Source organism: Labrys miyagiensis (assembly GCF_030160835.1).
GTDB lineage: Bacteria > Pseudomonadota > Alphaproteobacteria > Rhizobiales > Labraceae > Labrys > Labrys miyagiensis.
Genome location: NZ_BSPC01000009.1, coordinates 108678 through 132010 on the forward strand (window position 1 = coordinate 108678; position 23333 = coordinate 132010).

A 23333-nucleotide genomic window follows, 5' to 3' on the forward strand; every position below is an offset into this window, starting at 1 on the left:
AGCCATTTGCATCCCCTCCGCCTTCGTGGAATAGACTGCAACCGTACTTTTCCCGGACTCCTCCCCTTGGCAACGCCGCAAACCGTCCGTCACCTCAACGAAATCAGGGCGCTCAACGCGCTGTTCCGCAACGCGGGCATGAGCCGGGCGGATTTGGCGCGCGCGCTCGGCCTCAACCGCTCGACCACCGGCAACATCATCACCAGCCTGATGACGGGGGGCCTTGCCGTCGAGCGGCCGAGCACGCCGCGTGGCGAGGCCGCGGCCAAGACTGGTCGCCCCGGCATCCAGGTGCAGATCGATCCGGTGGGCGCGAGCTTCCTCGGCGCAGAGATCGGCGTCGACCGCCTCACGGTCGTCGCTATCGACATGGCGGCGCAGGAGATCTCGCGCGTCTCCATTCCCTTCCCCACCTTCGCCGAGACCCCGGAGGCCGGCATCGACCGCATGGCGGCGCTGATCGGCGAGGTGATGGGCAGGCTCGCCAATCCCGGCCGGATCAAGGGCCTGTGCGTGGCTCTGCCTGCCCTGCTCGATACCGACGGGCTGGTGATCAACGGCCTGATTCTGGGCTGGCGCAATGTCCGGCTGAAGGCGATGATTGCCGAGCGCATCGTGGCACGCTTCCCCGACCTCGACTTCGACATCTCCATCGAGAACGACGCCAATGCCTTCGCGATTGCCGAGACCTATCGCGACACCACCCATCGCTCGGAAACCGTTGCCTTCCTGCTGATCGAGAACGGCGCGGGCGGCGGCGTCGTCATCGGTGGGCGGCTGTTCCGCGGCTCGGCGGGGCTTGCCGGCGAATTCGGCCAGATCGTGCTCGGCGGCCCCGGCTTCTATGCCGGCCGGCACAAGCCCGGGCATCTGGAGAGCTATATCGGCAAGGACGCCGTGCTCGCCCGCTATCGCGAGAATGGCGCGCCTGATGACGCCGACATCGATCACCTCCTGCAGGCATTGGCGCGGAGCGACACGGCGGCGCTGAAGACGGCGCAGGCCTGGGGCCAGGGCCTGGCGATGGGGCTCATCCAGGTCACCAGCGTGCTCAATCCCGGCCTGATCATCCTCGGCGGCTCCGTGGCGCCGATCTTCCCCCATGTGGCGCGGGAGGTGGAAGAGGCCATGCAGCGCGAATTGCTCGAAGGCTTCCCGATGCCGAAGATCGAGACCTCCTCGCTCGGCCTGGAAGGCCCGGCCCTCGGCGCGGCGCTCCTGATGCACCAGCGCATGTTCTCGATCGACGAAAGCGCGATCTATGCCAGCGAGCAGCCGATCACCTTGTTCCAGAGCTGAGGGGTGGGGGGGAGAAGAGATGAACACAAGGCGCGACGAGCCTCCCCATCCTGAGAGGTTCCCCCCAATGATCGAAGGCAAGATCGTCACCATCGGCGAGATCCTGGTGGAGATCATGGCGACCACCGCCGGCAACGGCTTCCTTGAGCCCCAGCCGCTGATCGGTCCCTTTCCGAGCGGGGCGCCAGCCATCTTCATCGACCAGGTCGGCAAGCTCGGCCATCCCGCCGGTATCGTGGCCGCGGTGGGGGACGACGATTTCGGCACGCTCAACCTCGAACGCCTGAAACAGGATGGCGTCGACGTCTCGGCGGTGGCCATCCACCCCGGCGCCGCGACCGGCAGCGCCTTCGTGCGCTATCGGCCGGATGGCGGGCGTGCTTTCGTCTACAACATGCGCGACAGCGCCGTGGGCCGCATCGCCGCCACGCCCGAGGCAGGGACGCTGCTGGCTGCCGCCGGCCACCTCCACGTCATGGGCTCCGGCCTGCCGGTGCCGGCGATTGCGGGCATGGTGCGCTCCACCCTGCCGGCTCTCAAGGCACGCGGCGGCACCGTCTCCTTCGACCCCAACATCCGCCGCGAGATGATGCGCGACGAGAGCGGCAGAGCCATCTTCCACAGCGTGCTGTCTGTCACCGATCTCTTCCTGCCTTCGGGCGAGGAACTCTCGCTGTTCTCCGACGAGATCGACGAGGCGAAGGCGATCGCCGCGCTGCTCGACGCCGGTGTGAAGGAAATCGTGCTGAAGCGCGGCGAGGCCGGCGCCAGCCATTTCGACCGCAACGGGCGCACCGACATGCCGGGCTTCGTGGTCGCCGAGGTCGATCCCACTGGCGCGGGCGACTGCTTCGGCGCCACCTTCCTCGTCGCCCGGCGCCTCGGCAAGAGCGTGCTGGAGGCCCTGCGCTACGCCAATGCCGCGGGCGCCCGGACGGTGACGGTGCAGGGACCGATGGAGGGCAGCTCCAGTTTCGCTGATCTCGACCGCTTCATTGCGCAAACCTCGGTTCGGACCTAGAGAGGATCGGGGGGCGGATTTTCAGATCCGCCTGCAGCATAGGCCGCGCCGGAACAGGCGGGTCTAAAGACCCGCCCCCCGATTGCCCCTCAACCGTGCGGCTCCATGACCCTTCTTGAAAAAAAGGCTCTGCCCGAGCGTATCGCCGATGTCATGCGCAGCCGCATCATCGCCGGCAGCCTGGCGCCGGATAGCTCGATCCGCCAGGACCTGCTGGCGGCCGAACTCGGCGTCAGCAAAATCCCGGTACGCGAGGCGCTGGCGCGGCTCGAGCAGGACGGGCTGATCATCTCGCAGACCAATCGCGGCTTCTTCGTCGCGCCGCTCTCGGCCGAGGATGCCTATGATGTCTTCGCCCTGCGCCTGAAGATCGAACCCGATGCCGTGGCCTATGGCTGCGAGCGCGCCGGCACTGCCGACCATCTCTTTGCGCGGAGGGCCCTGGATGCGCTCAACGCGGCCATCTCAGGCCACACCGGCGATATCGGCGCCTGCAACCGCGCCTTCCACCTCTCGCTGATCCGGCCCGGGCAACGGCGCGTGACCCTGCAGATCGTCGAGCGGCTGCACCTGCTCGCCGAGCGCTACATCTTCAAGCATTTGGAATCTTCGAGCCGCAACGCGCGGGCAGAGGCCGAGCATGAGGGGTTGCTGGAGAGCTGGATAGCTCGCGATACCAAGGCGGCGGCTGCGAAGACGGCGGCCCATATCGAGGTGACGCTGGCGGACCTGACGGAGCAGTTCAACGCGGGGTGAGGCCCGGAGTTGAGGAGAGGGACGCCGCGCGAAAGCCTCCCCCACGAAGCTGGGGGAGGTGGCCGAACGAAGTGAGGTCGGAGGGGGTGTGGTCAGGATATGGCGTGGGAAACGATACTAGGTCGACGTTCCCAGCACCTTACTCCGCCCACACCCCCTCCGTCACGACTTCGTCGTGACCAGTGACAACTTCGTACGCGAAGTTGTCACGACACCCCCAGCTTCGTGGGGGAGGCTTTCGCGTCGCGCCCTTCGGCAATTTTTGTCAGTTTACCTCAACGTATCCTTGTCCAGCTCACGCTCTTGCACAGCCACCCGCCCAGCACGCAGCCGCGGGTCAGGAGCTTGCCGCCCTTGAGGCTCATGGTCATGGCGTAGCTGCGCTGGCGCTGCGGGTCGTAGGCCGTTCCCTTCCAGACATCCGCGCCGGAGGATTGCAGCTTCATCTCAAGCCGGTCGCCCACCTTCTCGCTGCTGGCGGGGTCGCGGATCCAGGTGTTGGTGGCGCAAAGCGCGGCGCCGCAGGGGGCGAGGCGGACCTTGGCGTCGCCGTCGTCCCGCGACCAGTTGCCCAGCGCATCGCCGAAACCGCCGCCGGCCCGTGCGAGCACCGGCCAGACGAGCACGGACAGGGCGATCAGAAACAGAGCGAGCCTTCTCATGCGCGATCTCCGGCATGCTCGAGAGAGTACAGCCCGACATCCAGCGCACCCGCGCGGAAACCGGCTTCACAATAGCAGAGGTAATAGGTCCACATGCGCCGGAAGGCCTCGCTATAACCCATCCGCGCGATCTCGGGCCAGGCCGCCTCGAAGCGCTCGCGCCAATCGCCGAGGGTGCGGGCATAGCTGAGGCCGAAATTCTGCGTCGCGACCAGTTTCAGGCCCGCCTCTTGCAGGCGCTCGCGCATCAAGGCCTTGGTGGGCAGGAAGCCGCCCGGGAAGATGTAGCGCTGGATGAAATCGGGATTGGCGCGGTAGGTTTCGAAGCGCTCCTCGGCGATGGTGATCGCCTGCACGACCACGCGCCCGCCCCTGGCAAGACGCACCGCCAGCGTGCGGAAATAGGAAGGCAGGAAGCGCTCGCCCACGGCTTCGATCATCTCGATCGACACGATGCGGTCGAAGGTGCCTTCGATATCCCGATAATCCTGCAGCCTGAGATCGGTGCTCGACCAGACATCTGCCTGCTGCGCCACCCGCCAGGCCTCGATGAGCTGGGCCTGCGAAAGCGTCACGCCGGTGACGGCAACGCGATGTTCGGCGGCCAGGCGGACGGCGAGAGCGCCCCAGCCGCAACCGATCTCCAGCACCCGGTCCTCCGGGGCAAGGTCGAGGGCGGCTGCGATCGCCTCGAGCTTGCGCTCCTGCGCCTCCTCCAGCGTGTCATTCTCGCCCTCATAGATGGCGGCGGAATAGAGCATGCGGCTGCACAGCCAGCGCCGGTAGAATTCATTGCCGAGATCGTAGTGAAACTCGATGTTGCGCCGGGCGCCGGCCTTGGTGTTAGCATTGCGGCGATGGTTCAGCCAATTGATGAGCCGGCTCGGCCATGAGCCGCTCAGGCGGTCGATGATCTCACTGCCGTTGCGGGCGACAAGTTCGATGAGGGCGGTGAGGTCCGGGCTCGACCACTCACCCTTGATATAGGCCTCGGCAAAGCCGACATCGCCGCCGAGGACAAGGCGGCGTAAAGCGCGGTAGCGGTGCAGGACCAGCACGGCGTCCGGTCCGGGCTGGCCGGTCTGGCGAGTTACGAACTGCCCATCCGGCATCACGATGGTGAGGCAGCCCTGGTTCAGGCAGGACAGGAGGCGGCGGAAGAGCAGCGCCGTCAGGCTGCGCCCCGCCGGGGCTTTGGGAACGGCATCGCTCAAGCCGAGATCCTGCATTTGCGTGGTGATGTCAGCCATGGTGGTGGTGTCCGGGTGGAGAAATTGCGGTGACCGGCCGGGCCGGTGGCGGCGGCCGCGGCTTGACGCGCAGCCCCTTCAGCCAGAGGCGCAGCGCCTCCCAGTGGATGCCGCCGAGCACGCGGATCACCTGCAGGGGATGGCCGAGGAAGGCGCGCAGCAGCGCGGCATCGCCGAAGGCCACGCGCCGCGCCGAATGGGCGGCGGTAAGGAGGAGGCCCTTGTCGTCGCTGACGCGGATCAGCAGGGCGAGCTTCTCGTCAGGCGGCGAAAGCTGGAAGGCATAGGCGAGATCCATCGCCATGAAGGGCGAGACGTAGAAGTCCTTGGCGCAGGCCTGGCGCAGCGTGCCGTCGGCCTCCGGCTCGGCCGGGATGAGATAGGCGTGGCGCTGGCCGAAGGTGTTGTGGACCTCGTAGACGATGGCCGCGAGCTCGCCGTCGGGCCGGTAGCAGAAGAACAGGCTGAGCGGGTTGAAGGCGCAGCCGAGGATGCGCGGCATGGTCAGCACCCGGATGGGGCCGTCCGTGATGGGCAAGCCGGCCTCGGCCAGATGCGCCTCGATCTGGCTGCGCAGGCTCTCGCAGCCATCGGCGCCATAGTCGCGATCGTGGAAGCTGAAGAGGTTGAAGCGGTTGCGGGAAAACAGGCGACAGGTTTGCGCGAGGGTGTCGATTTCGTCGAGGTCGAGGAAGAGCGAAAGGATGCGATAGCGCAGGCGATGGGCCGTGGGGCGCAGGCGCTGGTGCATCACCCACCCTTCGTAAAGGGCGGAGACCCGGGTGCCGCTCTGCGAGGAAAGAGCCGGTGTCACGCCGCAACCTCCTGCCTGGGCTGCGGCGTCTCGCCGACATGGATGCGGCCGGATTCAGCCTCGACCTGCCAGGGACGGCGTATGCCGCCGAGCGCCTCGGCGACCGCCAGGCCCGCCTGCAGGCCATCCTCATGGAATCCAGCCCCGAAATAAGCGCCAGCGAACCAGGTGCGGCGCACGCCCTGCAGCGGCCACAGCAAGCGCTGAGCCGCAATCGCCGCCTTGTCGAAGATGGGATGCTCATAGAGTTGCCGGCAAATCACCTTGCTTTCGTCGATGGCCATGCAGGGATTGAGCGTTACGAACAGCGGGTTGGCGGGGTCGATGCCCTGCAGGCAGTTCATCCAATAGGTCACCGAGAGCGGCGCCTCGATCCCGCCGGAGGAGGCGTAGTTCCAGCTCGCCCACACCGCTGCCCGCTTCGGCATCACCGAGGGGTCGCGGTGCAGGATCGCCTCGTTCAGGCTGTAGCGGAAGCAGCCGAGCAGGTGGACTTCGTCCGTCATCGCATCGGCGAGGAGGTCGAGGCTCTGGTCGGCGTGGCTGGCGAGCACGACATGGTCGTAGCGTTCCGGCGCGGCGCCGAGCGCCTCGACGGTGACATGATCCTCGCTGCGCCACACGCGCTGCACCGGCATGCCCAGATGCAGCCTGCCGCCGAAATCCTCGAGCAGGGCCCGCACATAGACCTTCGCGCCGCCATCCACCGTGCGCCAGACCGGGCGATTGGAGACCTTCAGCAGGCCGTGATTGTCGCAGAAGCGGATGAACGCGGCGGCCGGATAATCCATCACCTGCCGGGCCGGGAGCGACCAGATCGCCGCCGCCATCGGATAGAGATGGTCCTCCCGCAGCGCCCGCCCATAGCCCTCGCGATCGAGATAGGCGCCGAGAGTGAGATCGCCGAGACTGGCCTGGTGGCCCGGCGCCTCGCGGTAGAAGCGCAGCAGCTCGCGCAGCATCGACCAGAAGCGCGGGCGTATCAGATTGCGCTTCTGGGCGAACAGGCCCTTGAGATCAGTGCCGGCATATTCGAGCTGTCCGCCGCGCAGCGATACGGCGAAGGACATGTCGGAGGGCTTGGTCGGCACCTCGAGATGGTCGAACAGCGCCGTGAGATTGGGATAGGTCGTCTCATTGTAGACGATGAAGCCGGTGTCGACGGGCACCGGCCCCCGCTCGCCTGCTACGGTTACGGTATTTGAATGGCCTCCCGGGCGCGGGGCCGCCTCATAGAGCGTGACGTCGTGGCGCTTGGAAAGGAGCCAGGCGGCCGAAAGGCCAGCGATGCCGGAACCGACGACGGCAATCCGCAGGGGTGGGGAAACGGCATCGCTTGTCATGATCACGCCCTGAATACGAGGCGGGCGTCGCAAGCACCCGCCGGTTTGGCAATGAAGTCGATGACGGCTATACGTTTCAGCATCCGGCTTGGATCACTGATCCAAATCCGCAGATCCAGCGTATCAGAGGCATGTATGGCTCTCTGGCACACCCAATGCTTGCTGTTCGCACACGGCAGACGCCGCCCCGGCAAGGGATCGTCGTGACGATGAACGAGGCCGCGGCCCCCCAGCCCGACACACCCGCGCTGATGGCTGCCCTGGTGGTCGCTATCGCCGAGCGCGCGGACCGGGAGGCTTTCGCCAGGCTGTTCGCCTTTTTCGCCCCTCGCGTGAAAGGCTTCCTGATGCGGCGCGGCGCCAATGCCAGCTTGGCCGAGGAGATCGCCCAGGAGGCGATGCTCTCGGTCTGGCGCAAGGCGGCGCACTTTCAGCCCGAGCGCGGCACGGCCAGCACCTGGGTGTTCACCATCGCCCGCAACCTCGCCGTCGACCGCCTGCGCCGCGACGGGCCACCGCCCGGAGCCGAGGCTCAGCCGGCGGAGGAGGATGCGGTCGAGAGTGCCGAGACCGCCATGCTCTCAGCCGAGCGGGAGCAGCGCCTGCGCGCAGCCCTCGCCACGCTTTCGCCGGAGCAGAACACCATACTTCAGCTCTCCTTCTTTCAGGACCGGCCACATTCGGAGGTTGCCGCCGAGCTCGGCATCCCGCTCGGCACGGTCAAATCGCGCATCCGCCTCGCCATTGCGCGGCTGCGCCTGCTTTTGGACGATTTGTCATGACGCTTACCCGCCCCATCACCCATCATCCGGACGACGGTGTCCTGCTTGCTTATGCGACGGGCACCCTCGGCCTCGCACATCGCCTCGTGGTCGGCGCCCATCTCGAGACCTGCCCCGCCTGCCGCTCCCGTCTCGGCGGCTTCGAGGCCGTCGGCGGTGTCATGCTGGAGGCCCAGGCGCCGGTGGCGCTTGCCTCCGATGCGCTGGCCCGCGTCCTGGCAACGCTCGATGCACCGGAGCCGCCGCCTCCCGCCCCGCGCCTCACCCCCGCGAGCTTTCCGCTCGGCATCGAGCTGCCGAAATCGCTTGCCGGCCAGGGCATCGGTCCCTGGCGCTGGACGGCGCCCGGCATCGAGATCAGCAAGATCGAAGGCCTGTGGAAGACGAGGGAGCGCTGTTTCCTGCTCAGGGCCGCGCCCGGCGTGACCGTGCCCCATCACGATCACGATGGCGTCGAGCTCGCGCAGCTCCTCGCCGGCGCGCTCGTTGACGAGAACCAGCGCTTCGAAGTCGGCGATTGCGCCCAGGCCGAGCCGGGCCTGCGCCACCAGCCGCATTCCGATCCGGAGCATGGCTGCATCTGCCTGATCGCCATCGACGGCCGCACGCGTCCGAGCCATTGGACGGGCCGGCTGATCCAGCGCTTCATCGATATCTGAGGTAGGTCATGGCCGACAGCGTGCTGCAGCAAAGGGCGGGACGCTGTCATCCCCGGCGGCGCCTCTGGCGCCGGGAAGGGGATCCAGGGGCCAAGGCCCTGCACCCTATGAGCTCATGGATTCCCTTCCCCTCGCCCTCTCTCGTTTTGCTCGCGAGCGGCTCGACCGGGAATGGCAGCATCTCGGCCTTCGTCGAATCGTGGCGCTTTCTGTCGCCGGCCGACGCTGCGGGTATCAAATGCCCGTTCACCATCACAGGAAATCGGCGATGACCGTGCTTTCCGTCATCACCTGGCTTGCAGGCACCGGTCTCTTCCTCTGCCTCACCATGGCCTGCGCCTGGCTGGTGCAGCGGCGCACAGGCAAATCGGGCTGGGCCGACGTCGCCTGGACGATGGGGCTCGGCATTGCCGGCGCGGTGCTGGCGCTGGCTCCGCTGGGCGGGACGCCCGAGCCGTTGCGCCAAGGCCTGGTGGCGGCGCTCGCCCTTCTCTGGGCCCTGCGGCTGGGTGGCCATATCCTGAGGCGCACCCTGAGCAGTGGCGAAGACCCGCGCTACCATCAACTCGCGCAGGAATGGGGCGAGGCCTTTCCCCGCCGCCTGTTCTGGTTCCTGCAGCTCCAGGCAGTCTGTTCCCTTCTCCTGGCTGCCTCCGTGCTGCTGGCCGGCCACAGTCCCGGCCCGCTGCGCTGGAACGATATCGCCGGCGTCGCCCTCCTGCTCGCGGCCATCGCCGGCGAGGGCCTCAGCGACCTTCAGCTCGCACGCTTCCGGGCCAATCCCGCCAATGGCAAGCGCGTCTGCAACGAGGGCCTGTGGTCGCTCTCGCGTCATCCCAATTATTTCTTCGAATGGCTGGCCTGGCTCGCCTACCCCCTGATCGCCATCGACTTCGGCGGCGGCTATTCCTGGGGCTGGCTGGCGCTGTCGGGCCCCGCCTTCATGTATTGGCTGCTCGTCCATGTTTCCGGCGTGCCACCGCTCGAGGCTCATATGCTGCGCTCGCGCGGGCAGGCCTATCGCGCCTACCAGGCCAAGGTGAACGCCTTCTTTCCCGCTTTTCCCGTCAAGGAGTCCTCACGATGAGCATGCTCGCCTCCGCCATCGACGTGATCGAACGCGCGCCTCTGCCAGACTGGATGACGCGCGGCGGCGTCAACTTCCTGGTCGAACGCACCCGCCGACGCCTTGTCACCCTTCCGTCCATCGACGCCCCGTTTGCGGCCATGATGGGCGAGCACGCCATCGCCCTGCATGCGGGCGAGGCCAATGCCCAGCATTACGAGATCCCGGCAGCCTTCTTTGCCCTCATCCTCGGCCCACAGCGCAAATATTCCTGCTGCCTCTATCCCGAGGGCACCGAGAGCCTGGCCGAGGCAGAGACGCTCGCGCTGGACGAGACCATCGCCCATGCCGACCTGCAGGACGGCCAGACCATCCTGGAGCTTGGCTGCGGCTGGGGCTCGCTCAGCCTCGCCATGGCGGCACGCTTTCCGAAGGCCGATATCACCGCCGTCTCGAATTCGGCCAGCCAGCGCGCCTTCATCGAGACCGAGGCCGCCAGGCGCGGGCTCCGCAACCTCACGGTCATCACGGCCGACATGAATGACTTCACGCCGCACGCCCGCTTCGAGCGCATCGTCTCGGTGGAGATGTTCGAGCACATGACCAATTGGCGCGCCCTGCTGACCCGCATAAGCGGCTGGCTCAAACCCGAGGGTCGGCTGTTCCTGCATGTGTTCAGCCATCGCAGCCAGCCCTACCGCTTCGATCATGCCGACAAGACGGATTGGATCGCCCAGCATTTCTTCACCGGCGGCATCATGCCGAGCCACGATCTCATCCGTCAGTTCGACGACATCTTCAGCCTCGACGAGGCCTGGCAGTGGAGCGGCCGGCACTACCAGCGTACGGCCCGGGACTGGCTCGCCAATTTCGACGCCCATGGCCGGGCGATCGACGCGATCCTGCAGGAGGTCTATGGCCGGGACGCCAGCCTGTGGAAACGCCGCTGGCGCCTGTTCTTCCTCGCCACGGAGGGCCTGTTTGGCCATGCGAACGGGCGGGAGTGGGGCGTGAGCCATTACAGACTGCGAGCGGTGTGATCCCGGGTGCGCGGGCATCCTGCCCGCATCTTGAACTGCAGCGCTCGCAGGATGGGAAGCGGCGGGCAGGATGCCCGCGCACCCGGGAAGACTACACCGCCCTCGCCGCGCCATATCCTGCCACGGCCCCGATCGCCGTCAGCGCCGTGCCCCATACCATGTCAGCCAGCGTAATCGCCAGTGGCCAGTCCTTCAGCGTGGCGTGGTTGGTGAGATCATAGGTGCCATAGGCGGTGAGGCCGAGGATGGCGCCGCGGGCGAGAGCCCCCTGCCAATGGTTCGAAGGCCGGATCGCCAAGGCAACGATGCCGGCAGCATAGAGAAGATAGAACAGCACGGCCGGCACCAGCACCACCGAATCGGCGAGCAGCGGGCCGATCAGCGGCCGGTAGAGCCAGCCTGTCATCTGGGTGAGCCAGATCGCATCGATGGATAGAAAACAGGCGAGCGTGGCGGCGTAGGCCGTGGCTGCTTTGATCATGAACCGCTCCGAATTATTACTTTCGATACGCGCGGGAGGCGGTGGTGGATCAGTAGCGAGGCCGGTGTCTGCGAGGTAGATGCCGGTCTTCAGACTGGCATGGAATCGCGACGCTTGCCAAAGGAAGCACTGCTCCCCAGAAACAACAAAGCCGCCCTGAGGCGGCCTTTGTAGTCCGGGAAGATTTGGTGGAGCCAGACGGGATCGAACCGTCGACCTCTACAATGCCATTGTAGCGCTCTCCCAGCTGAGCTATGACCCCACTTTGCAAAAGCGGTTTGGGCGCCGCCTTCAAGTCCCTCGGCGTTTCCGCCGACGGGCCGCTCCTTTCTCACAGGTGGCGGCTCGATGCAAGTCATGTGACGAAGAAATTTCGGAAAAAACGCTTCCCCGTCAAAAAGGCGCGGTCCTGTGGAAAACCGCGCCCGCACCGCGGCGCGAGGATGCGTCTCAGGCCTCCTCGTCGTCCTCGATGCCATCGCCGATCAGGTCGGTGACGTCGTCGTTCTCGTCCTCGTCTTCCTCGAGGAAGGTGTCGTCATCGGTGGTCGTATCGTCCTCGACGTCGATATCGTCGCCGACCACGGTCTTGGCGGCGCTTGCCTCGTCATCGGCCTCTTCAAGGCTGATCAGTTCGGCATCGGCCACGGGATCGAGATCGGTATCCTCTTCCGTCTGGGGAGCAACGCGCGGAGCGACAGCATCCGGACGGGCGCCACGCAACAGCACCGGCGCAGCGATGGTGACCACCTGGCCGGTATAGGGCGAGATGATCGGATCCTTGTTCAGATCGTAGAATTTGCGGCCTGTCGTCGGACAAACGCGCTTCGTGCCAAGTTCGGGTCTGGCCACGGCGAAAACCTTTGTCATAAAATGGAGTGCGAGGCCGCTACAGTCAACCAGCCTCGATGTCAATGAGATTCGCAAAGATGGGCGCTTTTCGCGGATTGGCAAGGGGATGATTCGAGAAAGGTGGCTGTCGGCGCGACGTCATTCTGGGCGACTGTATCCTCACAAGCTTCGCTTGTGAGTGGAGACCCGGAATCCATGAACACTATCCTTTGAAGGTTGTGTTCATGGATTCCGGCGTTGCGCTTCGCTCCAGCCGGAATGACGCCGCGGTGCCCCGCTCCACGCAAATTACGCCACCTGTTGCGTTCCACGCACCCTGCATATCGATGCCGGTGGTTTCCTCTCTCTCCCATCCATGCTAAGCGCGCGGTCATGCCCGCCCGCCTGCCAAAACCCGCCCCGATCGAGACCAAGCCCCTTTCCGCGCACCGCTCGCCGGGCCTGACGGGCAGCGTGCGGGTGCCCGGCGACAAGTCGATCTCGCATCGTGCCCTCATCTTCGGCCTGCTCAGCGTGGGCGAGACCGAGATCGAGGGCCTGCTCGAGGCCGGTGACGTGTTGGCGACGGCGGAAGCCTGCCGTCGGCTCGGCGCCACCGTCACCCGGATCGGCGAAGGCTCCTGGCGCGTGCACGGCGTCGGTGTCGGCGGCCTGCTTTCGCCTGACGGCACGCTCGATTTCGGCAATGCCGGCACCGGCTCGCGCCTGATGATGGGCGTGGTGGCCGGCCACGGCATAACCGCCACCTTCGACGGCGACGCCTCGCTGCGCCAGCGGCCGATGATGCGGGTGCTGACCCCGCTCCTCAAGATGGGCGCCGAGATCGTCGTCAGCGCCGAGGGCAACCGCCTGCCGCTGACCCTGCGCGGCGCCGCCGATCCCGTGCCGATTAGCTATGAGAGCCCCATCGCCTCAGCGCAGGTCAAGTCCGCCGTGCTGCTCGCCGGCATCAACGCCCCGGGCGAGACGACGGTGATCGAGGCCGAGGCCACGCGCGACCATACCGAGCGCATGCTCCGTCATTTCGGCGCCGAGGTCACCGTCACCCCGCATGGCGCTCATGGCCGCAGGATCGTGCTGCGCGGCCGGCCGGACCTGAAGCCGAAGCCGGTGATCGTGCCTGCCGATCCCTCTTCCGCCGCCTTCCCACTGGTGGCGGCGCTGATCGTGCCGGGTTCGGACATCGTGATCGAAGGCGTGATGATGAACCCGCTGCGTACTGGGCTGATCACCACCCTGCGCGAGATGGGCGCGGACATCTCCGAAGCCAACCTCCGTGTCGAAGGTGGCGAGGACGTCGCCGATCTCACCGCACGCCATTCCACCCTCAGGGGCGTCGAGGTGCCGGCCGAGCGCGCGCCCTCGATGATCGACGAATATCCGGTGCTGGCGGTGGCTGCCGCCTTCGCCGAAGGTCAAACCCATATGCGCGGCCTCGGCGAGTTGCGGGTAAAGGAAAGCGACCGCTTGGCCGCCGTCGCCGCCGGCCTTGCTGCCAATGGCGTCGCTCATCGCATCGAGGGCGATGACCTGATCGTCACCGGGTCGGCTGCTGTTCCGGGTGGCGGCGATGTCGTCACCCATATGGACCATCGCATCGCCATGGCCTTCCTGGTGATGGGTCTGGCCTCGCGCGTACCCGTGCGCGTGGACGACACGGCCTTCATCGCCACCAGCTTCCCCAGCTTTATCCCGATGATGCGCAGCCTCGGAGCGGAGTTTGGAGCCGACTTTGGAGCCGACCTGGCATGATCATAGCGATTGACGGCCCCGCCGCATCCGGCAAAGGCACGCTGGCCAAGCGCCTGGCCGAGCATTTCGCCTTGCCCCACCTCGACACCGGCCTGCTCTACCGCGCCGTGGGCCGCGTGGCGCTCGACCGGGGGCTCGAGCTCGACGACGCCGACGCAACCGCCGAAATCGCCGAGCTGCTCGATGTCGCAGAGCTCGACGAAGCCCGGCTGCGGGGGCGCGAGATGGGGGAAGCCGCCTCCATCGTCGCTGCCCACCCCAAGGTGCGCAAGGCCCTGCTCGACCTGCAGCGCCGTTTCGCCCACCAGCGCGGCGGGGCGGTGCTCGACGGCCGCGACATCGGCACGGTGATCGCGCCCGGCGCCGAGGTGAAGATTTTTGTCACGGCCGCACCGGAGATCCGGGCGCGGCGGCGCCATCTCGAGCTGGAGAAGCGTGGCGACGCTCCTCCTTACGAGGAGGTGCTGGCCGATATCCGCAAGCGCGACGCCCGCGATGCCGGCCGCACCGACGCCCCCCTGAAGCCCGCGCCCGACGCCCATGTGCTCGACACCACCGCCCTCGATGTCGAGAGCGCCTTTGCCGCCGCTCTCCTCCTCACAAACCGGCATAAGGACTAATCAACCCTTGATTTTAGGCTCTCGGGCGCTGATATGCGGCCCGAATGATTTTTTGGAACAGATAAGATGACGAGCAAGACCAAACCCGAAGTCGAGACCCCGATCGAGGTGGAAGCGAGCGCTTCGGCCGAAGCGACGGCGGAAAGCACGGGCCAGGCCGGCGGCGAGCAGGACGCCACCAACGACAATGCCTTCGAAGTGTTGACCAAGCTCCAGGCCGAGAATGCCGACCTCAAGGACCGGCTGCTGCGCACCCTGGCCGAAGTCGAGAATGTACGCCGCCGCGGCGAGCGCGAAGTCAGCGACACGCGCCAATATGCCGTGGCCAAGTTCGCCGGCGACATGCTCGACGTGGCCGACAACATGGCCCGGGCGCTGGCCAACACGCCCGCCGAGGCTCGCGAGAGCGATCCGGCCGTCAAGACGCTGGTCGAGGGCGTGGAGCTGACCGAGAAGGCCATGCTGCGTGCGCTGGAAAAGCACGGCGTGAAGAAGATCGACCCACAGGGCGAGCGCTTCGACCCGAATTTCCACCAGGCTATTTTCGAGGTGCCCGACACCTCCGTGCCCACCGGCACTGTCGCCCAGGTCGTGCAGGTCGGCTACAGCATCGGCTCGCGCGTACTGCGCCCGGCCATGGTGGGCGTCGCCCGTGGCGGGCCAAAGCCGGCCACGGCCGAGGCCGAGAAGCAGAGCTAGGTCGATTGTGGAGTGGCAGTCTCAGACTGCCATCTTCCTTTCTCGCAAGCACGATAGCTCAAGAATGGCGGTCCCGCTTCCCAAGGCCCGCCGGCCGGGCAGTTCGCCGGGATTGCCACTGCTGCCGCTCTGAGCCGGCGAACCACTGCCGGCCACGCAGGAAGCAGAACCGATCATCATCGACGTGCCACCCATCGCCGTCGCAGCGGAAGCCTTGTCGAAAGGCCGGCCTGCCGCAAGGCCGGAGGCCATTCCTGGCTGGCCCTTCCGGTTCTCGCCAAGCCACCCAGCCCAGATAGATGCGATCCGGCCGGCCCTCTACTATACTCTTCCTTCAGGCAGGTTCGATCGGTGGTATGGCCCAGGCATAGTTTCTCTGTCATCAGACCCGATTCCGCGTGAATGTATAGCCGCGCGTTGAAGCCTCGCATATTGCTTGCTGCGTCAGTATTATTCCGCCTCATCCAAAATGATTACTGCATATTTCTAGTACAAGTTGGAAGTATTGTAGCCGATAATAGCGATTTCGCGTATGCCTTCTCCAGTTGCGTGCATGCTGCGGGAGGACATGATGAACTGGAAGGCGTTTTTCACGGCGGCACTGATGGGCCTCGCCGCCGCAGGCCTGGTACCGCTCCAGCGGGCGAGTGCGGATCCGTTGCTCGAACGCGGACGCTATCTCATGGAGGGGATCGTCGCCTGCGGCAATTGCCACACGCCGAAGGCGGCGGACGGCACGCCGATCGCCGACAAGGAACTCGCGGGCGGCTTTGCCATCGATGCGCCGATCTTCCACGCAGTGGCTTCCAACATCACGCCGGACAAGGAAACCGGCATCGGCAACTGGACGGACGCTGAGATCATCGACGCCATCCGCAACGGCAAACGGCCTGATGGTTCGATCATCGGGCCGCCCATGCCGATCGCCTTCTATCGCGGCATGTCGGACAGCGACGTAAAGGCCATCGTCGCCTATCTGCGGCAGGTCAAGCCGGTCTCCAACAAGGTGGAGAAATCGGTCTACAAGATTCCGCTGCCTGAGGCCTATGGCCCGCCGGTGACCAGCGTTGCCGACGTGCCGCATGACGACAAGGTCGCCTATGGAGCCTATCTCGCCACCGGGCTCGGCCATTGCATGGATTGCCACACCCCGCTCGTGCAGGGCCGCAACGACATGACGCGCCTCGGCGCCGGCGGCAACGAATTCGGCATGCCGGATGGCGTGGTGATCACCTCCGCCAATCTTACGCCGGCTAACAAGAATGGCATCGTCGGCTGGACGGATGTACAACTGGTCACCGCCCTGAAGTCTGGCCAGCGCCCCAATGGCAGCCATATCGTGCCGCTGATGGCATTCGGCTGGTACAAGAATATCAATGACGCGGACTATGCGGCGCTGGTGACGTTCCTGCGGGATCTCAAGCCGGTAGAGTGATTGTAGTAAGCCGGCTATGTAACTGGTATAGTCCCCTGAATAAGAAGCGCGGCGCGAAGCCCCCCACGAAGCTGGGGGAGGTGGGCCGGCGAAGCCGGCTCGGAGGGGGTGTGGCCAGGATAAAGCGCGGGAAGCAAAATCCAAGGTTGGCGGTTCCCGCACCTTTTTCTGCCCACACCCCTCCGTCATTGCTTCGCAATGACACCTCCCCCAGCTTCGTAGGGGAGGCTTATGTCGCGCCTTCTCACCCAACCGCCCATTTGACCCCAGCCCGCACCCTGGGGCAGACTCGGCCCTCTCCTCCACCGAGTCCTCCGAGTGCCCCTCGTTTCCCTCGACACCATCGAAGCCTACGCCCTGCGCACCCTCGTCGAGGCCGGGGCCACGCCCGCGAACGCCCGGCCGGTGGCGCGCTCCGTCCGCCTTGCCGAAGCCGACGACATCCGCTCGGTCGGCCTCGGCTATCTTCCCACCTATCTCGCCCATCTCAGCACCGGCAAGGTCGACGGCAAGGCCGTACCCGTGGTGACGCAGCGCGCCGCGGGCGTGGTGCATGTCGATGCCGCCAATGGCTTCGCCCATCCGGCGCTGGAAGCGGGTTTTCCCACCCTTGCCGCGGCGGCGCGCGCCTGCGGCACCGCCACGATGACGGTGACCCGTTCCTATTCGGCCGGCGTGCTCGGCCATCCCGTCGAGGATCTCGCCGGGCTTGGCTTGGTTGCCTTCGCCGTCACCAATTCGCCACCGAACATCGCGCCCTGGGGCGGCACAAAACCTCTGTTCGGCACCAGCCCGATGGCCTTCGCCGCGCCGCGTCGCATAGGGCCTCCGCTGGTGATCGACCAGGCGACCAGCGTGATCACCAAGGTGACGCTCAGGGCCAGGGCCGATGCGGGCGAGGTCTTGCCGGAAGGCTGGGCGCTCGATGCCGAGGGACGCCCGACCACCGATCCGCAGGCGGCGCTGGCGGGCTCGCTCCTGCCCTTCGGCGGGGCCAAGGGCGGTGCCCTCGCCCTGATGATCGACCTCCTCGCAGCCGGCCTGACCGGCGCCCACTTCTCCAAGGACGCCTCGCCCTACGCAAAGGCGGACGGCTCGCCGCCCGGCGTCGGCCAGTTCTTCACCGTGTGGGATCCTGCGGCCTTCGATGCCGGCTTCCCCACTCGAATCGAGGAACTCTTCGCCGCCATGCTGGCCCAGGACGGCGTGCGCCTGCCTGGCGATCGCCGACTGGCGGCAAGGGCCCGCAATCTGCACGCAGGTGTAGAGATGGACGATAAACTATACTCCAGGTTGCATAACTAGGAAACGCCCAAGATAAGTAACGCGATGACAAAAGAGGTATTTTTATACCCTAATGTCTATTGTTTCCTTGCAACTCCTGTTTCCGAGGGATCACTTCCCTTTGGTCATAGTGGATTTGTTTGGACAAACGCGGGCTGAATCGGCACTTTCTTACTGGCCCGCCCGGGCTTTTAATCCCTGTGGAATTCATTTCGCACAAGCGAGAGTGAGAGATGCGAAAACTGACAATGATTGCCCTAGTCGGCAGCGCGATGGCGCTGACGGGCATGCTGCCGTGCACCCCCGCGCTGGCAGGCGGAACCCTCACCGTGGTGAATCGTAATTCGAGTCGCGCCATCCAGCAGGTCTGGTTCGCCAATGCCGGCGAGAGCGACCCCTGGCAGGAGGCCAATGTCGAGGAAGCCATTCGTCCGAAGAGCGAAAGCACCTTCACCATGAGCGGCGAGAACTGCCTCTTCGACATCAAAGTACGCTTCAGCGACGGCTACGAGGCGACCTTCAACAATGTGAATGTCTGCCGCGGCGACCGCGTCCTGGCCGACTGAGGCGTAACGGCTGGCCGCTGGCCATTTCGGCTAGGCGCCGCCCAGTGTGCCGGCCACCAGGCCGGCACACCTTCCTGACGTGGTGTTCTTGTGCCGACCGCCAGGTCGGCACACCATCGCGCCCCGTTGCCCGACCCGTCTCGCTCCGTAGAAGCGGCCGCACTCTTCCCAAGCCCTTCATCCCGCATTATGCCTATACAAAATAGGAGCGTTGGATGAAGATCACCGCCATCAGGGCCACCCCCGTCAACATCCCCCTGGAGGCACCCTATCTGTGGTCCTACGGCTCGCTGGCGGGGTTTTCCAAGACGATCGTCGAGGTCGAGACCGATGAGGGCCTCACCGGCATCGGCGAAGCCCCCTCCTATGCCCATGCGCAAACCATCAATGCCACGCTCGCCCCGCGGCTGATCGGGCGCGATGCCATCGACATCGCCGGCGCCGAGCTGATTTGCCTGCCGAGTTGGCAGGGCATCTCCAACAATATCGATTATGGCCTGGTACGCGCCTTCGGCGGCATCGAGATGGCGCTGTGGGACCTGCGCGGCAAGCTCTGGAACCGGCCGCTCTACGACCTCCTCGGCGGTGCGGTCCGCAAGGCCATCCCGGTCACCGATTATTTCTCCTTCCGCGAGAAGGCGGGGCCTCATGGCGGCGAAACCACGCCGGAGGAGGTGGTCGATTACTGCCTCGGCCTGAAGGCGGCGCATCGCACCACCTTCTTCGAGGGCAAGTTCTACACGGCCGATATCGCGCCCAGCGTGCGCATGCTGCAGATGCTGCGCGAGGCGCTCGGCCCCGACGCCATGCTGCGCATCGACGGCAACATGGCGCATTCCCTCACCACGGCGCGCCAGATCGCCCGCGAGATCGAGCCGCTCAACATCCGCAACTGGGAAGACCCCTGCGGCTCGCTCTACGACCTCAAGGCCCTGCGCGAACACACCTCGATCCCCTTCTCGGTGCACAGCCTCGATTTGCGCCAGGCCGCCGATCTCGGCGTGCCCGATGCCGTGGTCACCGACATCGCCACCCATGGCGGCCTCGGCCGCACGGTGCGCTTCGTCGGCGCCTGCGAGCAGCTCGGCCTCGATTTCTGGTGCTATTCGGGTGATTCGGGCGTGGCGAGCGCCGCCTACCTGCATCTATGCGCGGCAATGCCGCATATCCGCGAGCCCAACCAGTCGCTCTTCCGCATGCAGCCGCTCGACGTCATCGAGGAAGGCCCGTTCCGGCCTCAGCACAATGTCGTGCCGGTGCCCGAAGGGCCGGGTCTCGGCGTGACGCTATCGCAGGAGAAGCTGCAGCGCCTGCACCAGCTCTTCCTCGACCAGGGCCCGTACAACAAATATCACGACCCCGACCGCCCCGGCGTGTTTCGCCGGCTGCCGCTGAGCTGAGAGGATAATCCAGGCCGGGGAAGGCGCGAGGAATCCCTCCCCGGTTTCGGTTGTCGAATTCACACATCTCAGCTTGTCAAGAAGAGACGCAGTAATCCTTCCCCCGACTACGGGGAAGGATAACCCGCGCCCCTTCCGGCTTGGATTCGGCCCTTACCTTACCGACGCCACCGCCGCGTCCACCGCCTCGCCCAGGCGTTCGACGATGGTGTCCACCTGGCCTTCCGAGACGATGAAGGGTGGCGCCAGCAGGACATGGTCGCCCTGGACGCCGTCGATCGTGCCTCCCATCGGATAGACCATCAGGCCGCGGGCCATCGCCTCGCGCTTGACGCGGGCATTCAGCTTCAAGCCGGGATCGAAGACTTGCTTGCTGGTGCGATCGGCCACGAATTCGACCCCGCGGAACAGGCCGCGCCCCCTTATATCGCCGACATGGTGGTGGTTGGCGAAGCGCTCTTCGAGCCGGCGCTGCAGCCTTTCGCCCATGGCGACGACATTGGCGAGCAGGCCATCGCGGCGAATGATGTCCTGCACGGCGAGGGCGGCGGCAGCGGCCATCGGGTGGCCCATATAGGTGTGGCCGTGCTGGAAGAAGCCCGATCCCTCGGCAATGGCCCGAAAGATCTCGGCGCTGAGCAGCACGGCGCCGATCGGTTGATAGCCCCCGCCCAGGCCCTTGGCGATGGTCATCAGGTCGGGCGAGACGCCATCCTGCTCGCAGGCGTGCAGCGTGCCGGTACGACCCATGCCGCACATCACCTCGTCGAGCATGAACAGAATGCCGTGGCGGTCGCAGATGGCGCGGATCCGCTTGAGATAATCGGCGACCGGGGGCACCGCGCCGGCCGTGGCGCCGACCACGGTCTCGGCGACGAAGGCGATCACCTGGTAGGCGCCCAGCTCCTGGATCTTGGCTTCGAGGGCGCCGGCGGCGCGCGCGGCATAGGCCTCGTCGCTCTCGCCTGCCGCCTGCAGGCGATAGGCGTAGCAGGGATCGATATGGTGGGTCTCGATCAGCAGCGGCTTGAAGGGGGCGCGGCGCCACTCATTGCCGCCGGTGGCCAGGGCGGCGAGCGTGTTGCCGTGGAAGCTCTGGCGGCGCGCGATAACGTGGCGGCGCTGCGGCTCGCCCTTCTCCACGAAATATTGGCGGGCGAGCTTCAAGGCCGCCTCTACCGCTTCCGAACCGCCGCTGACTAGGTAGACATGGTCGAGGCCAGTGGGCGCCTCCTCGACCAGACGGTCGGCCAGGGCCTCGGCGGCCGCGCTGGTGAAGAAGCCGGTATGGGCATAGGCGAGGGTGTCGAGCTGGCGGTGCAGAGCCGCCAGCACATCCGGATGGCCATGGCCGAGACAGGAGACGGCGGCCCCGCCGCAGGCATCGATATAGGCCTTGCCGTCGCGGTCGAACAATTCGATGCCCTTGCCGCCCACGGCGACCGGCATCGCGGCCTGGATGGAGCGATGGAGGATATGGGTCATGGCTGCCTGCTGCCTACCTTGCTGAAATGGGTGCCGAGTGCTCTCAGATGCTCGTCCTTGCGCGCCAGTGCGGCGAGTGCCGCCTCCCCGCCATGCCCGGCCACGAGGGCGCCGAGGATCTCGGCCAGGATGAAGGCCGGCGCCATGGCGTGGAAAAAGGAGGGACTGTCTGTCGGGACCAGGATGACCTGCCGGGCAATGCGCGCCAGCGGCGCCACCGCGCTGTCGGTGATGGCGAGCACGCCGATGCCGCGCTGCGCCGCGTAATCGGCTATCTCGATGGTGAGACGCGTATAGGGCTCGACGCTGACCGCCAGCAGCACGTCCTCCTCCCCCGCATCGGCGAGAGCGTCGGCGCCCGTGCCCGCGTTGGTGTCGAGACAGATGGCCGGCTCGCCAACAAGCGACAGCATGTAATGGAGCTGCCAGGCCACCGGATGGCTCGCCCTGAGCCCAAGGCTGTAGATGCGGCGGGCGCCGGCCAGCCTATCCGCCGCGGCGGTCAGGGCATCGAGGCTGTCCTCGCTGCCGAGATGCTCGATCTGGCGACGGAGGGAAGCCAGCATCGCGGCCGCCATCCCCCTGTCGCCTTCCAGCTTCTGGCGCGCGAGCTGGGCGCCGGCCTTGCCCGCGAAGCCGGGCGCGCCGCCCCGCAGCGCCTGCGCGTGGATCTCCCGCACATCCTCATAGCCGGTGAAACCCAAATGACGGGCGAAGCGCGTCATCGTGGCGGGAGGAACCTCGGCCCGGCGGGCCTGCTCGCGCATCGACAGCAGCGCCACGTCATGGGGCCGGTCGAGCACATAGCGCGCCGCCTTGCGCAATTGCGCCGGCATGGCGTCGAACGCTTCGATGATCCGGGCCGAGAGCGGGCCATCCGACATGGCGCGAACCTGCTTGTGCTTGATTGTCAGTGATTCATATGTTTCATTGTCTCATATTTCAATTCAAATGATTCACAGATGGATCGGATCGATCACGATGGAAGCGCAAGCGACAGGAAATCCCGTGATCCTTGCCGTGGCGCCCAATGGCGGACGGCGTGGCAAGGCCGACCACCCGGCCCTCCCGTTAAGCCCACTGGAACTTGCGCGCACGGCCGCCGAATGCCTGGAGGCCGGCGCCGCGATGATTCATACCCATGTCCGCAAGCCCGATGGCGGCCATCTCCTCGATGCCGAGGCCTATCGCACCACCATCGCGGCGATCCGGGCGGCGGTGGGCGACAGGCTGGTCATCCAGATCACCAGCGAGGCGCTCGGCCTCTACGCGCCGGCCGAGCAGCGCGCGGTGGTGCAGGCGGTGCGGCCCGAAGCGGTGTCGCTGGCGCTGCGCGAACTGCTGCCTGACGGGAGCGAGGAGATCGCCTTCGCCGGTTTTCTCGCCTGGCTGAAGCGGGAAGAGGTGACGCCGCAGATCATCCTCTACACACCGCAGGAGGCGCGGCAGCTCGCCCGGCTGCGCGAGCGGGGGATGCTGCCGTGGGAGGATATCGCGGTGCTCCATGTGCTGGGCCGCTACACGCCCGGCCAGATTTCCAGCCCGAGGGACCTGCTACCCTTCCTGGCGCCGGGACAGCCGGACTTCGGCCCCTGGAGCGTCTGCGCCTTCGGGCGCCGGGAAACGGCCTGCGTCACCACCGCGGCGCTGCTGGGTGGGCATGCCAGGGTCGGCTTCGAGAACAATCTCTTCCGTCCTGATGGCAACATAGCGCAGAGCAATGGCGAGATGGTGTCCCTGACACGACGCGCCATCGAAGGCTGTGGGCTGTGGCTTGGATCCGCCGACGATTTGCGGGCGATGCGGCGGACATAGAAAAGGCGGCCCGAAGGCCGCCCCGGGAGCGCGGACATCACAGCGACATGCTTGCATGTCGCGATGTCCGCTCTTCCTTTATCGTAGAACATAACGTTTCCAAGAGACACCCTGTGTCAACCTCCCTGGTGATCTGAGGTTGGCATGAGCGTGAGGGCGTCATCAAGGACGCGTAGCGCCGGCGCAGCCGGCCGCCTGCGGCGGTCCTTGACGTCGCGCTCACGCTCATGCCCCCGGGCTATTCAAGTCGAA

Annotated in this window: 23 protein-coding genes and 1 tRNA gene; 15 read left to right on the forward strand and 9 right to left on the reverse strand. The window is 66.2% G+C overall.

All coding sequences use genetic code 11. From position 1 onward, the window contains the following. Positions 1 to 66: 66 nt before the first annotated feature. The 3 genes from QQL24_RS06175 (at position 67) to QQL24_RS06185 (ending at position 3076) form a co-directional block, all read left to right on the forward strand. A complete protein-coding gene (locus QQL24_RS06175) occupies positions 67 to 1299 on the forward strand; it encodes an ROK family transcriptional regulator (protein ID WP_284311026.1) in 1233 nt (410 codons plus the stop codon). Between the two features lie 67 nt (positions 1300 to 1366). Beyond that, positions 1367 to 2320 carry a tagatose kinase gene (locus QQL24_RS06180; protein WP_284311027.1) on the forward strand — a complete coding sequence of 318 codons (954 nt, stop codon included), beginning with the start codon at positions 1367 to 1369 and terminating at the stop codon, positions 2318 to 2320. Positions 2321 to 2425: 105 nt separating this feature from the next. Beyond that, complete coding sequence (locus tag QQL24_RS06185) at positions 2426 to 3076, forward strand: GntR family transcriptional regulator (RefSeq protein ID WP_284311028.1); 651 nt, start codon at positions 2426 to 2428, stop codon at positions 3074 to 3076. Positions 3077 to 3351: 275 nt separating this feature from the next. Here QQL24_RS06185 and QQL24_RS06190 read toward each other — a convergent pair whose 3' ends face one another. From QQL24_RS06190 to QQL24_RS06205, 4 genes are read right to left on the reverse strand one after another with little or no spacing between them, the layout of a single operon-like run. Beyond that, positions 3352 to 3738, reverse strand: a complete 387-nt coding sequence (locus QQL24_RS06190) for a DUF2147 domain-containing protein (protein WP_284311029.1) — start codon at positions 3736 to 3738, stop codon at positions 3352 to 3354. Continuing rightward, positions 3735 to 4988 carry an SAM-dependent methyltransferase gene (locus tag QQL24_RS06195; RefSeq protein WP_284311030.1) on the reverse strand — a complete coding sequence of 418 codons (1254 nt, stop codon included), beginning with the start codon at positions 4986 to 4988 and terminating at the stop codon, positions 3735 to 3737. Before QQL24_RS06195 ends, QQL24_RS06190 begins: the two co-directional genes overlap by 4 nt. Further along, positions 4981 to 5802: a DUF1365 domain-containing protein gene (locus tag QQL24_RS06200; RefSeq protein ID WP_284311031.1), complete on the reverse strand. Its 822-nt coding sequence runs from the start codon at positions 5800 to 5802 to the stop codon at positions 4981 to 4983. Before QQL24_RS06200 ends, QQL24_RS06195 begins: the two co-directional genes overlap by 8 nt. Next, positions 5799 to 7145 carry an NAD(P)/FAD-dependent oxidoreductase gene (locus tag QQL24_RS06205; protein ID WP_284311032.1) on the reverse strand — a complete coding sequence of 449 codons (1347 nt, stop codon included), beginning with the start codon at positions 7143 to 7145 and terminating at the stop codon, positions 5799 to 5801. The genes QQL24_RS06200 and QQL24_RS06205 overlap by 4 nt, the downstream gene beginning before the upstream one ends. A gap of 209 nt (positions 7146 to 7354) precedes the next feature. Between QQL24_RS06205 and QQL24_RS06210 the strand changes: the two genes are divergently transcribed. From QQL24_RS06210 to QQL24_RS06225, 4 genes are all read left to right on the forward strand, one after another. Beyond that, positions 7355 to 7927, forward strand: coding sequence for a sigma-70 family RNA polymerase sigma factor (locus QQL24_RS06210; protein ID WP_284311033.1), 573 nt, complete (start codon positions 7355 to 7357; stop codon positions 7925 to 7927). Continuing rightward, a complete protein-coding gene (locus QQL24_RS06215; protein ID WP_284311034.1) occupies positions 7924 to 8586 on the forward strand; it encodes a ChrR family anti-sigma-E factor in 663 nt (220 codons plus the stop codon). Before QQL24_RS06210 ends, QQL24_RS06215 begins: the two co-directional genes overlap by 4 nt. Before the next feature lie 268 nt (positions 8587 to 8854). Further along, a complete protein-coding gene (locus tag QQL24_RS06220; protein ID WP_284311035.1) occupies positions 8855 to 9673 on the forward strand; it encodes a DUF1295 domain-containing protein in 819 nt (272 codons plus the stop codon). After that, entirely contained in the window at positions 9670 to 10692 is a 1023-nt protein-coding gene (locus QQL24_RS06225; protein WP_284311036.1) for an SAM-dependent methyltransferase, read from the forward strand. The genes QQL24_RS06220 and QQL24_RS06225 overlap by 4 nt, the downstream gene beginning before the upstream one ends. 91 nt (positions 10693 to 10783) lie before the next feature. On the opposite strand, the gene QQL24_RS06230 is transcribed toward QQL24_RS06225, so the two are convergent. From QQL24_RS06230 to QQL24_RS06240, 3 genes are all read right to left on the reverse strand, one after another. Further along, positions 10784 to 11173 carry a DUF2177 family protein gene (locus QQL24_RS06230; protein ID WP_284311037.1) on the reverse strand — a complete coding sequence of 130 codons (390 nt, stop codon included), beginning with the start codon at positions 11171 to 11173 and terminating at the stop codon, positions 10784 to 10786. A gap of 186 nt (positions 11174 to 11359) precedes the next feature. Then, positions 11360 to 11435 (reverse strand) — tRNA-Ala (locus tag QQL24_RS06235). Positions 11436 to 11623: 188 nt separating this feature from the next. Next, a complete protein-coding gene (locus QQL24_RS06240) occupies positions 11624 to 12025 on the reverse strand; it encodes a TIGR02300 family protein (RefSeq protein WP_284311038.1) in 402 nt (133 codons plus the stop codon). 372 nt (positions 12026 to 12397) lie between these two features. Between QQL24_RS06240 and aroA the strand changes: the two genes are divergently transcribed. From aroA to QQL24_RS06275, 7 genes are all read left to right on the forward strand, one after another. Beyond that, positions 12398 to 13777: a 3-phosphoshikimate 1-carboxyvinyltransferase gene (aroA, locus tag QQL24_RS06245; RefSeq protein WP_284311039.1), complete on the forward strand. Its 1380-nt coding sequence runs from the start codon at positions 12398 to 12400 to the stop codon at positions 13775 to 13777. Then, on the forward strand, positions 13774 to 14397 hold the full coding sequence (cmk, locus tag QQL24_RS06250; RefSeq protein ID WP_284311040.1) for a (d)CMP kinase: 624 nt from the start codon (positions 13774 to 13776) through the stop codon (positions 14395 to 14397). The genes aroA and cmk overlap by 4 nt, the downstream gene beginning before the upstream one ends. Positions 14398 to 14463: 66 nt before the next feature. Then, positions 14464 to 15096 (forward strand): nucleotide exchange factor GrpE, encoded by a 633-nt coding sequence (grpE, locus tag QQL24_RS06255; protein ID WP_284311041.1) that lies wholly within the window; start codon positions 14464 to 14466, stop codon positions 15094 to 15096. Positions 15097 to 15628: 532 nt separating this feature from the next. Beyond that, positions 15629 to 16531, forward strand: a complete 903-nt coding sequence (locus tag QQL24_RS06260) for a c-type cytochrome (RefSeq protein ID WP_284311042.1) — start codon at positions 15629 to 15631, stop codon at positions 16529 to 16531. Positions 16532 to 16849: 318 nt separating this feature from the next. Beyond that, positions 16850 to 17836, forward strand: a complete 987-nt coding sequence (locus QQL24_RS06265) for an Ldh family oxidoreductase (RefSeq protein WP_284311043.1) — start codon at positions 16850 to 16852, stop codon at positions 17834 to 17836. 212 nt (positions 17837 to 18048) lie between these two features. After that, the gene (locus tag QQL24_RS06270) at positions 18049 to 18381 is read left to right on the forward strand and encodes a hypothetical protein (RefSeq protein WP_284311044.1); all 333 of its coding nucleotides are present in this window, start codon (positions 18049 to 18051) and stop codon (positions 18379 to 18381) included. A gap of 215 nt (positions 18382 to 18596) precedes the next feature. Continuing rightward, the gene (locus QQL24_RS06275) at positions 18597 to 19781 is read left to right on the forward strand and encodes a mandelate racemase/muconate lactonizing enzyme family protein (protein WP_284311045.1); all 1185 of its coding nucleotides are present in this window, start codon (positions 18597 to 18599) and stop codon (positions 19779 to 19781) included. 153 nt (positions 19782 to 19934) lie between these two features. Here QQL24_RS06275 and QQL24_RS06280 read toward each other — a convergent pair whose 3' ends face one another. Both QQL24_RS06280 and QQL24_RS06285 read right to left on the reverse strand, forming a co-directional pair. Then, a complete protein-coding gene (locus tag QQL24_RS06280; RefSeq protein WP_284311046.1) occupies positions 19935 to 21266 on the reverse strand; it encodes an aspartate aminotransferase family protein in 1332 nt (443 codons plus the stop codon). Beyond that, entirely contained in the window at positions 21263 to 22150 is an 888-nt protein-coding gene (locus QQL24_RS06285; protein WP_284311047.1) for a MurR/RpiR family transcriptional regulator, read from the reverse strand. The genes QQL24_RS06280 and QQL24_RS06285 overlap by 4 nt, the downstream gene beginning before the upstream one ends. Before the next feature lie 97 nt (positions 22151 to 22247). Between QQL24_RS06285 and QQL24_RS06290 the strand changes: the two genes are divergently transcribed. Continuing rightward, positions 22248 to 23081 (forward strand): beta-keto acid cleavage family enzyme, encoded by an 834-nt coding sequence (locus tag QQL24_RS06290; RefSeq protein ID WP_284311048.1) that lies wholly within the window; start codon positions 22248 to 22250, stop codon positions 23079 to 23081. Positions 23082 to 23333 lie beyond the last annotated feature (252 nt).

Coding starts and splice junctions, on each gene's coding strand:
- QQL24_RS06180 (WP_284311027.1), top strand. CDS start 1,367: ATGATCGAAGGCAAGATCGTCACCATCGGCGAGATCCTGGTGGAGATC.
- QQL24_RS06185 (WP_284311028.1), top strand. CDS start 2,426: ATGACCCTTCTTGAAAAAAAGGCTCTGCCCGAGCGTATCGCCGATGTC.
- QQL24_RS06190 (WP_284311029.1), bottom strand. CDS start 3,738: ATGAGAAGGCTCGCTCTGTTTCTGATCGCCCTGTCCGTGCTCGTCTGG.
- QQL24_RS06195 (WP_284311030.1), bottom strand. CDS start 4,988: ATGGCTGACATCACCACGCAAATGCAGGATCTCGGCTTGAGCGATGCC.
- QQL24_RS06205 (WP_284311032.1), bottom strand. CDS start 7,145: ATGACAAGCGATGCCGTTTCCCCACCCCTGCGGATTGCCGTCGTCGGT.
- QQL24_RS06210 (WP_284311033.1), top strand. CDS start 7,355: ATGAACGAGGCCGCGGCCCCCCAGCCCGACACACCCGCGCTGATGGCT.
- QQL24_RS06215 (WP_284311034.1), top strand. CDS start 7,924: ATGACGCTTACCCGCCCCATCACCCATCATCCGGACGACGGTGTCCTG.
- QQL24_RS06220 (WP_284311035.1), top strand. CDS start 8,855: ATGACCGTGCTTTCCGTCATCACCTGGCTTGCAGGCACCGGTCTCTTC.
- QQL24_RS06225 (WP_284311036.1), top strand. CDS start 9,670: ATGAGCATGCTCGCCTCCGCCATCGACGTGATCGAACGCGCGCCTCTG.
- QQL24_RS06230 (WP_284311037.1), bottom strand. CDS start 11,173: ATGATCAAAGCAGCCACGGCCTACGCCGCCACGCTCGCCTGTTTTCTA.
- aroA (WP_284311039.1), top strand. CDS start 12,398: ATGCCCGCCCGCCTGCCAAAACCCGCCCCGATCGAGACCAAGCCCCTT.
- cmk (WP_284311040.1), top strand. CDS start 13,774: ATGATCATAGCGATTGACGGCCCCGCCGCATCCGGCAAAGGCACGCTG.
- grpE (WP_284311041.1), top strand. CDS start 14,464: ATGACGAGCAAGACCAAACCCGAAGTCGAGACCCCGATCGAGGTGGAA.
- QQL24_RS06260 (WP_284311042.1), top strand. CDS start 15,629: ATGCCTTCTCCAGTTGCGTGCATGCTGCGGGAGGACATGATGAACTGG.
- QQL24_RS06270 (WP_284311044.1), top strand. CDS start 18,049: ATGCGAAAACTGACAATGATTGCCCTAGTCGGCAGCGCGATGGCGCTG.
- QQL24_RS06275 (WP_284311045.1), top strand. CDS start 18,597: ATGAAGATCACCGCCATCAGGGCCACCCCCGTCAACATCCCCCTGGAG.
- QQL24_RS06280 (WP_284311046.1), bottom strand. CDS start 21,266: ATGACCCATATCCTCCATCGCTCCATCCAGGCCGCGATGCCGGTCGCC.
- QQL24_RS06285 (WP_284311047.1), bottom strand. CDS start 22,150: ATGTCGGATGGCCCGCTCTCGGCCCGGATCATCGAAGCGTTCGACGCC.
- QQL24_RS06290 (WP_284311048.1), top strand. CDS start 22,248: ATGGAAGCGCAAGCGACAGGAAATCCCGTGATCCTTGCCGTGGCGCCC.